The organism is Leptospira alstonii serovar Sichuan str. 79601 (assembly GCF_000347175.1).
Classification (GTDB): domain Bacteria; phylum Spirochaetota; class Leptospiria; order Leptospirales; family Leptospiraceae; genus Leptospira; species Leptospira alstonii.
Genome location: NZ_ANIK01000096.1, coordinates 1 through 12631 on the forward strand (window position 1 = coordinate 1; position 12631 = coordinate 12631).

9 protein-coding genes are annotated in these 12631 nt (G+C 42.1%); 5 read left to right on the forward strand and 4 right to left on the reverse strand.

The annotated features are described in order from the left end of the window. Positions 1 to 92 precede the first annotated feature (92 nt). The 3 genes from LEP1GSC194_RS17395 to LEP1GSC194_RS17405 form a co-directional block, all read right to left on the reverse strand. Positions 93 to 2168, reverse strand: a complete 2076-nt coding sequence (locus LEP1GSC194_RS17395; protein ID WP_020774818.1) for a methyl-accepting chemotaxis protein — start codon at positions 2166 to 2168, stop codon at positions 93 to 95. A 24-nt stretch (positions 2169 to 2192) separates the two neighbouring features. Next, positions 2193 to 3761, reverse strand: coding sequence for an LA_0442/LA_0875 N-terminal domain-containing protein (locus tag LEP1GSC194_RS17400; protein WP_021064361.1), 1569 nt, complete (start codon positions 3759 to 3761; stop codon positions 2193 to 2195). Between the two features lie 686 nt (positions 3762 to 4447). After that, entirely contained in the window at positions 4448 to 5482 is a 1035-nt protein-coding gene (locus LEP1GSC194_RS17405; protein WP_020774813.1) for a hypothetical protein, read from the reverse strand. A gap of 154 nt (positions 5483 to 5636) precedes the next feature. On the opposite strand from LEP1GSC194_RS17405, the gene LEP1GSC194_RS17410 reads away from it, so the two are divergent. The 4 genes from LEP1GSC194_RS17410 (at position 5637) to LEP1GSC194_RS17425 (ending at position 8835) form a co-directional block, all read left to right on the forward strand. Further along, positions 5637 to 5987 carry a hypothetical protein gene (locus tag LEP1GSC194_RS17410; RefSeq protein WP_036043600.1) on the forward strand — a complete coding sequence of 117 codons (351 nt, stop codon included), beginning with the start codon at positions 5637 to 5639 and terminating at the stop codon, positions 5985 to 5987. Then, the gene (locus LEP1GSC194_RS17415) at positions 5962 to 7344 is read left to right on the forward strand and encodes a PP2C family protein-serine/threonine phosphatase (RefSeq protein WP_017809749.1); all 1383 of its coding nucleotides are present in this window, start codon (positions 5962 to 5964) and stop codon (positions 7342 to 7344) included. The genes LEP1GSC194_RS17410 and LEP1GSC194_RS17415 overlap by 26 nt, the downstream gene beginning before the upstream one ends. Before the next feature lie 7 nt (positions 7345 to 7351). Beyond that, positions 7352 to 8125, forward strand: coding sequence for an enoyl-CoA hydratase-related protein (locus LEP1GSC194_RS17420; protein ID WP_020774819.1), 774 nt, complete (start codon positions 7352 to 7354; stop codon positions 8123 to 8125). A gap of 239 nt (positions 8126 to 8364) precedes the next feature. Beyond that, complete coding sequence (locus LEP1GSC194_RS17425; protein ID WP_408605340.1) at positions 8365 to 8835, forward strand: DUF192 domain-containing protein; 471 nt, start codon at positions 8365 to 8367, stop codon at positions 8833 to 8835. A 67-nt stretch (positions 8836 to 8902) separates the two neighbouring features. On the opposite strand, the gene LEP1GSC194_RS17430 is transcribed toward LEP1GSC194_RS17425, so the two are convergent. After that, positions 8903 to 9508, reverse strand: a complete 606-nt coding sequence (locus LEP1GSC194_RS17430) for a DUF3332 domain-containing protein (protein ID WP_020774821.1) — start codon at positions 9506 to 9508, stop codon at positions 8903 to 8905. A gap of 179 nt (positions 9509 to 9687) precedes the next feature. On the opposite strand from LEP1GSC194_RS17430, the gene LEP1GSC194_RS17435 reads away from it, so the two are divergent. Then, positions 9688 to 11142, forward strand: coding sequence for an MBOAT family O-acyltransferase (locus LEP1GSC194_RS17435; protein ID WP_020774816.1), 1455 nt, complete (start codon positions 9688 to 9690; stop codon positions 11140 to 11142). Positions 11143 to 12631 lie beyond the last annotated feature (1489 nt).

Consider the following 12631-nt stretch of genomic DNA (forward strand, 5'->3'; position numbering starts at 1 on the left):
CTGCCATCGGCCTTCTTGACTCCGTCGAATCAAGAATATCACACTTCGAGCTGTCTTACGTCCAAGAATCATACTAATCTATGGATCGCTCGCTATATCTTAAACTGGTTGATGAGGCGTAACAATCCTTCCGATTGAGTGTGCATGTTCTTGGAAAATCCGGTTAAGTCGTCCGCGCCGCTTGCGATCTCTTGAGTTCCGTCCGAGATACTTAGGATCGTTTTTGTGATTTCGCCCGAAGCCCGTCTTTGTTCCTGAACGGCTCCTTCGATTTGAAGGCTGAAACTCATGAGTGAACTCGCACTCTGATGAATTTTCTCCGTATTCTTTTCCTGAGTGTTCACCGAATCCAAAACGTTCTTAGCCGAAACTCCGAACATATCCACGGAACTTCTGAGTTTTGCCAGAATTCCGGACGCTTCCTTAACCTTGCCGGTTCCGTTCATAACGGCTCGGTTCGTGGATTCCACGAGTTGTCCGATTTCTTGAACGCTGTTGGAAGTTTGATACGCGAGTTTGGAAATTTCCTCCGCAACAACCGCAAATCCTTTTCCGGCCTCTCCGGCTCGTGCGGCTTCGATGGCGGCGTTTAACGCGAGTAAGTTGGTCTTTTCGGAGATGTCCGTGATGATGGAAAGGATTTCGTTGATCCGAGAAGCGCTGTCCCCGATTTCGTCCATCGCCTTTGTGGATTGGTTCATGGAACTTTCTCCGGTGATCGCCTGTTGTTGCGATTCGCCTGCGAGAGAGGCGAGAGATTTCATCTCTTCGTTGATTTTTGCGATCTGTTCCTTCAAAAGAATCACGTTTCCGTCGATGTCTTTCATGTGCGAAATCGCTTTTTCCATCGACGTACCCACGTTCTCCGCCGAGGAAGCCAGTTCCTCGATCGCCGCAGAAGACTCTTCCGATGCGGAGGCTTGTTCCTGTGCGACGTCGTAAAAACTTTTGGACGATTCCGCCATCTGATCCGAAGTGGAATTCAAGGATTCGGAAGAACCTTTGATCTCAAGGATGATCTTTTTGATGTTGTTCTTCATATGGTCCAAGGAGAGAAGAAGTTTTCCGATTTCGTCCTTACGTTCGTACTTATTATCTACGATCAGATTTCCGGATGAAATTTCCTCGGAAAAGGAGATTGCGGCGGTAATTCCGTTCGTAATCAATTTTTTGAATATTACGTTAAATACGATTACGATGGCGATCATCGTGACCAAGGAGGTGGCTATGGTTTCCAGAATGATCAAGGACAGATTTTTCCAAAAGATGTCGTCGGGAACGCTGACTTCCAAAATCCATTTTTTATCGTAATTTCCGAGATAGAAAGAATAGAAAAAATGAATGGCCTTGTTTTTTTCATAGACCTGGATCTCTTTTTTCTTGCTTCCTTCTAAAATCATTTTTTTCCATTCGGGATCTTGAATCTCTTTTCCTACGAGTTCGGGTTGTAAACCGTTTGCCGCGTAAAAACCTCCCGGTGAAATCAGGTTCACGTATCCTTCCCCCTGATAAGGACGAATCGGAGCCAACATCTCCTGCATGTTTTTCATTGCGATGTCCATACCTACGGCTCCGGCGACTTCTCCGTTTCTACGCACCGGTTTTACCACCGAAATCATTAAAACTTCTTTGCCGGATACCGGATAAGCGAAAGGATCGGCGATAAAGTCGATCCCCGTTTTTTTTGGAATATTATAAAAGTATCCGCTTACGTCCTGATTTTCGTAGTAGATCACCGGCTCGAGTACAAGGGGTTGATCCGGACCCGCCGATTTATTGAGGTAAGGAATGAATCTTCCGGTGGAATCGTAACCTTGTTTATTTACGTATTGAGAATCCTTCGAGTCGAACTTTCCCGGCTCAAAAACACACCAGGAGCCGAAGTAATTCGGATCGGAATTGACGAGGTCTTTCAAGGTTTCTATCGTTTCTTCTCTTGTAGGTCTCGCGTGTGAAAGTTGGAACTCCAGTCCTCTTAATCCGCCTAAGGCCTTATCGAAAAAATCCTGGATTTCGAAAGCGTACCGAAAAGCGACCATCGAGGAAGAATCTTTGATGTCCTCCGTAAGTTTAAAATAAGTTGTGATCGCATTGATGGCGGTGATCGTAAGGCTTCCCGCCATGAGTACGAGCGCCAGATAAAACGAAATTCTAAACCGGATGCTCATGAATTTTCCTCTTCCATTTGTATTTTAAAAACTATGCGAAAATCCGATGCTGAACCAAAATAAATGCGCCGGGATTTTCTGCAATAAATACGAGTCTCTGATCAACTGTCTCAAGGAGCCGTCTCCGGCGTCCGGAATCAAGGGACTACTTGCGATCTGATCCAATAAAAACTGATTTACGGGACCGTTTACTTTCGAAGGATCCACGATCAGACCGTCCTTGGAATTTCGGTTAACGTAGCCGCCCGTGGCTCCGTAATAATTGTCCGTATCGTACATATACAGATTGGGTCTATATACGTGATTTCCTTTGATGAAGAATTTTCCGAAATAAAACGTCAGGCTGCTGGTGATATCCTGAATCCCGTAACGGTTGTCCACGATGTTGTTGGACATTTCGTATCCTACGTTGACGGCGGGAGTGATTCTAAAAAATTCGTCTTTGAAATATTCGTGACTCATATAAAGAGAAAGATAATTTTTCCCCGCGGCCAAACCCGCGTTCTCCTGGCTCATCTGAGTATAAAAGGAAAGGGTGGGAGTCAGATAGGCGATAAAAGGAAGAAACGAAATTTCGGGAAGTTGCCAAAAGATATAGTATTCCTGCCAAGCGAGTCTCGTCACCTGATTTGAGGTATTGTTCGAACTCGAAACTCCTTGAGCCGCAAGAGAATTATAACCTCCTAATGTAGCTGAAACGTACGCGGGGTTTTTATGAAACGTATTGTAGAACCAGGTCCCGACCGTAAATTTTCCCCAGCTGGTTTTTTCGAAAGAATAATAGAACGCGTAAAATAAACCGTCCGCTCGTTTCATTCCGTTCTGTTCCTTGTAAGATTTGGGAACAAGTCCGCCGCAAGTCGATCCGGTCGCGTAGTTTCCGTTCATCACATTGTTCTGAGTATCGTACACACAAGTTTGATTGAGAAGATCCGGATCGGGAGCGGTAAACGGCTGTCCTGCATAGGCCGGACCCGGGCCTCCCGGAAACAATTGCAAACGTCCGTCGTTGCTTCGATCGTTTCTTTCCGATAACTGAAAGTTACCCCAGAACTGAATTTTAAAACCTTTTAGAGGGGTATTGATATCGATCGTGGGTTGATAGGAGGGAACAAAAGTAGTGGAGGTATAACTGTCGTTTCTACGACGATTTGCCATCTCGCCCGAAAAACTGAGTCCCCTCCAGATAAAGTCCGTTACGATCTCGTGAGTCACGTCGACGGTGGTATCGGTTCCTTGAGAATTGGCGTGAGGAGGTTCTCTTTCGATCGGGGTTGCGATTCCGGAATAAGAATTCGTACGAGGGGCGGATTCGGATTTTGCGGGTTTATCCTTATCGGAAGCGACGAACGCATTTTTATTTTTGTCCAGGAGTTTTTCGTACGTAATACTGAGCACGTTATCCTTGTTGATGTAACGGATATAATCGTCGTGCTCCGCAAGAAAAACTTTCTCATCGTCTTCCAAAAGTATCTTACCCCGATGTACGGAACCGTTTTTTAAACGAACGATATCGGCGGCGAGCAAAGAAAACTCAAAACAAAAGAACAGATAAAACAAGAACAGCAGGTAAAATTTAAGTTTAAGCTTCATACGTTTGCCACTTTATTAATTTTTTATTTCCTAATTTTCGAATTTCAGGCGGAAATGAAATTTCAAATTTTCGGACTTTGATTGTCGAGATGACCCGAAAAGATAACAAAAATAGAAAGGAAAGAGAAGAATCAACTAGGAAAAACATTTTCTTTCGGCAAACCGAAACGTAGAATTTATTTTAAAACCGGCGTTCTTTTTTCCTCTAGGACGGAATACGTTGTTTGATTTTGAAAGTTTTAAAACGGATTAAAAAATGATCTTTCATAGATCCGGATGAATTGAGACAAAATTGCGTTTTTTTAATGCGAGAAAAAAGAAAGGTTTATAGGAATCGGGAGGAAACCCTTTGCAAATGAAATCGGGTTCTTTAAAAACAAGCCGTTTTGGTTTTTTTGTTCCTAAGAATTAAGAATGAAATTATATAAAGATATCTGTATTTTATAATTTTAATGCGGAATTTGAATTTTAAGTGATAAGTTGACAAGTGATCCGCGAATCATGTCGGAAATCTATGGACTGGATTGAGTGAGACTTCTATAAAATTTGGACTTTAACGTTAAGAGCCGGTCTCAAAACTTCACAAGACTCATAATGAATGCAAGTAGGAGTTCCCACGTTTTTGGTCAAACTCGGGCTGGATTCACTCAAGCTTTCTCCACGAATTCACGTTTAAGATAAAAAGTCTAATCCGAACGCATCTCTAAAAAAAGGCGGTCCAAAAATTCCATTTGTTTTTTACATCTGGGCTCCTGAATTCCATTTTTCATTTCGTAGATTTTTTTTCCGTCTTGAACGACTTCCAAAGTCCAAATTTTCTTTTGTAATTTTGTATGGACGTAGGAAACGAACGAGTCCGCAAAAAAATCGTCTCCGTTTGTCGCGGAATAAAGAGTGGGAAAGGGAGTTTTTTCCAAGGCGGGATAAATCTTCATCCAGTTGTTTTTGAGGTCGATCGGTTGGGAGGAATAGAATCGGATTTCCTTTCGAATCGGAAACGACGAATCCAAATACGAAACGTTTTCGGTTTCCCAAATCCCCTTTGAAAATTCGAATGTACTAAAGTTTCGATTTTTCTCCCGAAAATCGGGAACGATTTTTTTCTGAACGCCGATGATATGACCGACTTCGTGTAACAAAATGTATTCGATCGCCGTCGAGATATCGTCTCGGGAATCCGATTCGATTCTTACTTGGATCTGAACGTTCCCGGAAGCAAAGGGAGAATTTTCTTTTTTGGTGATCCATCGGTTTGCGGTCTGGGTCAATAGGTCCGTATCTAAAAAGATCACGCCGCCCACGGAAATCTCACCGTCGTAAACGAAAGAACTGAGTCCCGTACTTCCCAAATTTTTACAAAGAATCACTCGAAAGAGGGACCGATCGAGCCAGGTATTTACGGAATTCGGAAGGGACTTTCGAACGGCCCGTATATGATTCTTCCAAATTTCCAAATCGATTTCCGCTTGCGGAGAATCGGAAAAACCGTCGATCCGATTCATTTCCCGGAGAAAGTTTTGTTCGTCCGAGTTAAGACCTGCGATTCTGCGTTCCCAACCTTCGGATAAGGAATAACGTTCGACCTTTGTGATCGGGTGATCTTTAAAAAGCGGATAATACGGATTATTTCCCGAAGGTTTACAAAAAAAGAGTAAGAAAAGGACGGATACGATCCGAAACGTTCGGATTTTTTTTTTCAAAGTGTCGTCGAGTAAAAACATAGGAAAGATTTTTCCAAAGTCCCGAAAATAAGTAAACCGGAAGCTTGTCGTTTTGAAAAAAAAAAGCCTTCGACCGGAATGGTTTGCGCTTATTCAGGAGGCTTGTAAACTTGGACCACAAAATTTCCAAGGATCGGGAAATTTAAAAACGAAGATGTTCCATTTCCTTTTACCTGCGCTTTTTTTATTCGGTCGACTTGAGTCCGCAGAGACGAACCCTTGGAACCTTTCCATTCAGGAAAGAATTATCAATCGAAAACACGTCTCTCATATCGTGATAGAAACTCGAACCGATCATATCAGAGTTTCTCTTTTGTTAAACGAACGATATCCGTATAATTACAAAGCCGGATCGTCTTCTTTTTTTATCAAAGTGAACGATGAAAAAGAGGCGCTGGAAATTTCGGAAAAACTGGATCGTTACTTGGAGTCGGGTTGGAATCTAAAAATTTATCTTTCCGGATCGGAAATCACTCGTTATGACCTGGATAAAACAATTCGGTAAATTCAAATCCGGTTTCCTAAATCCTTTCACGTTTTTTGAAAGGGAATTCAATTATAGCGAAGCCGAATCTTGGAAGGATCAGACAAGGATCGATCAGTCGTTTATACGTCTCGCGTTTCTGCTTCATTTTATGATGTATCCCGTTCTTGCGATACCGGAAGTTCGGAGTTCGCCAAGGGGAGTTCTTTATCTGGGAATCGTCTTTCTCGTCAACGTGATGAGTTTTGTACTTTCCTTTCAGGAGAGGTTTCTCTCGTGGGTGATCCATATTTCGAACGTCGGCATCATCTTTCTGATGATGAATCTATTTCACGAATCCTTCTATCGTTTTCAGGATTTGGAAAGTCTTCAAATCTATAATAATTACTTTTTGCTAATATCTTTAATCGTAATATTCCAGATGTTCCGATTGAAAAAAGGTTCCTGTCTTTTGACCGGAACGATAGCGATTTGTCTGCATATCTTTTTCGTTTCCATCAAAAGGATGGAACTCGGACTCGAGGACTTTCCGCGAATCCTTTTTGTGCCGGACGTGGTTTACGGACTTTGTATCGTCATCGGGACTTCTTCGGTTATCATCGTAAAAAGACTGATTTCGATATCGTCCGAACTCGATCTGGAATACAAATACATACAACAGGATCTCATCGTGGCAAAACAGGTTCAGGAAAATCTGTTTCCCGGAAGGCTGAGTATCAAGGGGATTCGATACGAGGTGATGAGGATCACACCCAATCATATCGGAGGGGATTTTTTCGACTTCGTTCAACTCCGGGAGGGAAACACTGGAATTTTTCTGACGGACATCGCGGGACACGGGATCGCTTCGGCGCTCGTAGCTTCTATGGTTAAGATTATGGTTTCGACGATGCCCTACATTTTGAAAGTACATCCTTCCCGTTTGATGGATTATATAGACGATTCTCTGCAAAAACAATTTCAATCCTATCACGCTTCCGCGATTTATATGTTTTTGGATTTTATTTCCAGAGAAGTTACTTTTTCGAATGCGGGACATCCGTATTTAATCCACGGATCTTTTACGAGGGAATTTTACGAGGTGGAAACCGAAGGTGCGATTCTCGGTTTCGGGATCAAAAAGCCGATTGCCGAACAGATCAAACTTCCGCTTGTGGAACAGGATCGATTCTTTTTATATACGGACGGTTTGATAGAAAACAAAAATCGGGACGGAAAACTTCTTGGAACGGAAGGGCTTCTTGAAATATTGAATGAGAACCGATTCGAAAAAGATCTGGGCGTCTTTAAGGCGAACGTGCAAAAGGCGGTCGAAAACTTTTTCGGAGACGTAGCGCTGGAGGACGATACTCTCTTCCTCATCGTGGAAGTGGAGTAAAAAATAAATGAGTGAAAAATCAATCAACGTAATCAAGGAAGGCCCGATCGCAATTCTTACGATCCAAAGACCTTCCGCTTTGAACGCCCTCAATCGGGAAGTTCTGACTCAAATCGGCCGGGAAGTGGACGCGCTTGAAAACGATAAGGACATTCGAGTTCTCATCGTAACCGGAGAAGGTAAGGCATTCGTAGCCGGAGCCGATATCGCCGAAATGAAAGACTTGAACGTTTCCGGAGGAGAGGAATTTTCCAAACTGGGAAACGCAGTATTCCAAAAATTGCATCAATCCAGAATCGTTTCGATCGCCGCGATCAACGGATTTTCCCTCGGCGGGGGAATGGAACTCGCTCTCGCCTGCGATATCCGAGTCGGATCGGAAAAGGCAAAGTTGGGATTACCCGAGGTTTCCTTGGGACTGATTCCCGGTTTCGGAGGAACACAAAGACTCGCGAGATTGATCGGTTACGCGCGAGCGATAGAACTTGTGTTTACCGGCGATATGATCACGGCGGAGGAAGGATATAGGATCGGAATTCTCAATAAACTCGTAAAGGAAGGAGAGGATCTATTAGCTTTTTCTAAAACGATTGCGAACTCCATTCTGAAAAAAGGACCTCAGGCGATCGAAAGAGTTAAAAAAACGATCCAACAAGGTTTGGACGTTTCTTTGAAAGAAGGAATTTCCATCGAAGAGAAAGCGTTCGGGGCTTGTTTTGACGGAGGTCAATCCAAAGAGGGAATGACCGCGTTTTTGGAAAAAAGACCGGCTCGGTTTTAAATCATTCGAACGTAAGAATGTTCCGACAACTTTGCCGTGAATAACCGGTGCATCTCAGCCTGAATCGGATGTTGAGAAATATCGGGAGACATTTCTTTATCACGGATTCGTATTTCTTGCAACGGCGATTTTCGAGTAAAATTTTTGTCGGAACTCCTACAAGCTCTTATAAAAGATTACAATTACTCGGTGCAAATCCCTCCGGGAAGGACTTGTTGAGTATCGTTAAAGACGCGTATATCGAAGGAGAAACTTTGTCCTTGTTCAGATTTAAAATTCTTTTTAACATCGTTCTATTTTTCGCCGTTTCATACAACGTTGGTTCTAAGGATCTGGAAAAAATCACGATCTATGTGGACGAACATCCCGTTCTGGTGGAGGTAGTAAACACACCCGCGGACCGCGCCAGAGGTTTGATGTACCGAAAGTTCATGGGTGAAAACGAAGGAATGCTTTTCGTTTTCCCACAACCGGAATACTTGAGTTTTTGGATGAAAAATACGCGGATTCCGCTCAGCATCGCGTATTTCAATCCAGACAAAAGAATCACCGACATACACGATATGAAACCCAATCAAACGACGGAACTGTATCATTCGAGCGAAAAGGTTTTGTATGCTTTGGAAGTGAATCAGGGTTGGTTTGCAAAAAGGAAGATCGGTAAATACGGAGTGTTGAAAATTCCGGATCGATTGAGGGCGGCTCAGTAATCGACTCACTCGCGGTTATGGGCGTTGGATAATCATCGGGGAGTTTTCCCCGATGATTGGAAAAAATTTAGAGAGATTCGGAAACGAGTTTTGCTTCCAAGTCGGTTAACGTTTTTGTATCGATTACTTTGCTAGACTTCAACTTGCCTTGTTCCGCCATTTTTAAGATCGTTTTCGATCCTACGGTTTCGGAAGAAACGACGATCTCTTCCAATTTGCCGTTCTTTTCCACGAAGAATTTTCCGGGTTCCGCGCGCAGAACGATCAGATTCTGAGAGTTCCCTTCCTTTGCGAGTTGAATATCCAATCTTTTTCCGAAATCGGAATAACTCAGTAAAAGTTTTTCTCCGTTTTCTTCGTAGGTTTTAGCGTATTTTCCGTTTTCGTCGTATTCGTTGTAACCCACCGGGTTGCTACCGGACCAGAATTCGATTAAGTTGAAAAGTATTAAATCGAAAAAGAATCCTACGAAATAAAGAATGCTGAAAGGAAAATACATTACGAGAGTCTTAATGAATTTTGCCAACAAGCCGCTGCCGATATTAAAACTTTCGTTTACGTCGTACACTTTTTTAACGATCGCAAACTTACCGAAACAATTCGCGAAAGAAACGAGAAGAATCATCGGGGCAAGGATCGCTACGATCGCCTTACGAAATTTGTTTTGTTGCATTGAAAGGACAACTCCTTATATCGAATTTTTGAAAATTGAATCGTTTCCTTGAAAATTATGCAAGGTTTTTCTTTTTTCAAAAAGGAAATTCGAGTCGGACGTATGAGAACTTCGGATCATAATTCCTTGACCGGATCTACGTTTGAAAAAAGATAGAGGGAGTACCGGGAGCGAAAGGTTTGCTTTTTCCTACTTTAGAATTTTTCATATTTTTTACCTTCGTATTCCTCGTTTATTGGTATGTGATTCCGTATTTTTTCAAAAATAATACGAAGACACTTTCTCTCACTCATTTATTCCTTCTCGTTGTCAGTTATTATTTTTACATGAGTTGGGATTGGAGATTCGGCGGATTGATACTTCTTTCCACCGTGATTGATTTCGTTCTCGCCGCAAAAATCCATTCCTCCGAAGATCCAAAAAACAGATTCATTCTGATTACGGTCAGTTTGGTTTTGAATCTCGTATTCATTCTGGGTTTTTTCAAATATTATAATTTCTTTGCGGACTCCTTCAATTTATTCCTCGGACATTTCGGAGTGAGGAACGCGCTTCCGATTTTACATATCATCCTTCCCGTAGGGATTTCCTTTTATACGTTTCAATCCTTGAGTTATACGATCGACGTGTATCGGAGGCAGATCCTTCCCGAAAAAAGTTTTCTACGATTCGCGTTATTCGTATCTTTTTTCCCTCAGCTTGTCGCGGGCCCGATCGTTACTGCGAGGACCTTTCTTCCTCAGATGGATACGGTTAAAAATTTAACCGATATTCAATTTAGGAAAGCGATCCGTTATTTCATAATGGGTTATATCAAAAAGGTCGTGCTTTCGGATAACGCGGCTCCGATCATAGAAAAAATATTCGCCGATCCGGCAAACTTCGGAACCGCGGCTCTTTGGTTGGCTGCGACCTTATTCCTCATCCAAATTTATTGCGACTTCAGCGGTTATACCGATATGGCTTACGCTTCCGCCTTGTTTTTGGGTTACGAACTTCCGGAAAATTTTCGTATGCCTTTTATCGCGAGAAGTATAACGGAACATTGGAGGAGATGGCATATCACACTTTCCACCTGGCTCAGGGATTACGTATATATTTCTCTGGGCGGAAATCGCGCGGGAGTTTTCCGACATAGATTCAATCTTTGGTTTACGATGTTTGCGGCGGGTTTTTGGCACGGGGCCGCTTGGACGTTTCTCATTTGGGGAAGTTGTCAAGGAACCCTTTTGTTGATCGAAGCGATATACAGAAGTCTGAGGGAAAAACATTTTCCTAATATTCAAATTCTTCCGGATAGGGTTTTAGCTCCGATCCAAATCTTTCTTACCTGTTTTGTTTCGGTCGCGGTGGGAACTTGGTTTCGCTCCGAATCGATCGCCAAGGAATTGACGATGTTGAAAAAGATGTTCGTCTACTCCGAAGGCGGCTTACGTCCTTATATGTTGAAGACCGGAATTCCGGTCATCCTTTGTGTGATCGCCGGTCAGTGGCTCGGTTATCTCATCTTTGAAAAAAAGAAAGAATGGAATCCTCCCGTATGGCTCGAATTTGCATCCTATCCGATCATCGCGATCGTCCTGGGGCTTCTAACTCCGGATCTGGAACTTCCGTTCATCTACTTTCAATTTTAATTGTGAAGTAAGTTTCGCCAAATGAACGTTAGGCGACATGATGGAGAAGATTTATTAAAATCTCTGCGCCTTAGTTTCCCCTGATTTTGGGCGGGCAACTAAAGTGAATTGCTTCCTGAACTAAAGTTTCACTCCCCGCCGAATGATCCATAGAGAATGAGACGCCTATTTCAATGAATCGCTCCCTACGGGCCACGAAATTGGTAGAAAGGCTTGGGAGGCTTTTCTCTATCATAAAATCATACTTTTTGCAAGTAAAAAGTTTCATTCTTGTCGGAACACTTGAAAAATATGCGTTTTTGATCCTTCTTATTCCAAAGATCTTCTTAACTTGTGGGTAAGGTTATGGTTCTCAATAGATCGCGTTTCAGGTCGTTCGAGGTTTAACTAAAGACGATTGCTCCTTACTCATAACTTTATAATCAAGTAACTAATATTTTGCATTGAAGCAGTGTTTTGCGATAAAAATTAACGGTACTCAATTTTATAGAGATCAGTAAGATCCTAAAACCCTATCTCTGCCTATTTTGATGTAATATTCTTGCAGGACAGGTTTGAACATCTCATAAAGCTTTCCGCCTTCGGCCCTTATCCGACGATCCTTATATAATCGAATACCGTAAATTTAAAGACGAATCTTCGTTTTAGAAACAGAATTCTGAAAACATTATATAGTTCCGAGTAAACCCTAACACTTAAAGCGTAAGAGTTTCTACGGATTCCATTTAGACGAACTTCCGGGCGATCCATCGTATTAAGAATTTATAAAGCTCGGATATAATCCGATGGGAGCCGATATAGAACGGACTTTTTCAACTGATGAAGATCGCAAAACCCACTCGTACGGAAATTCGATCGTTATCTTTGGATTTTATAGAAGTTTTTGAATGAAAAAATAACCCGAAAACGATCCCAATTAATACTTAAGTAAAATTTAATAAATAATCCGGATTTTAAAAAAATACGAATCAGAATTCAAATACAATTCATATATATGTTTAGAATAAGCGGACTATCATTTGTATTCATTAGAATATCGTAAACAGTGAAAGGTTTGGTTTTCACTAAAAAAGCAAACAGGAAGATAAAAGGTGAAAATGATGAAAATAAATTCAAAGATTCCAACGGGTTTCTTTTTATTACTGAGAACTATAATAGAGTGTCCAAAATTATGTGCCTAAACGCAGGATTTGTGCTCAATTTGATGGTACTCTATTTTATAGGGATCAGTAGGAACTTTAGAAAATCCATATACAAATCGAGGAAACTAAAGCGTCTCGCTTCTATTGGCGCTCGAGGAAACTCAACGTCTCGCTTCTATTGGCGCTCGACGGGGTTATGAATGGAATCGTTTATCGTAAGGTTACGTTTTAATTTCTCAAAAAAGGGGGAGAAAATGGGTCGTTGGATAGTTCTATTAGTATTTTTGTCGGTTTCGGTGGGAGTCGGTTTCACTTACGGGGTAAGCCCCGCAATTATCGATCTTTTA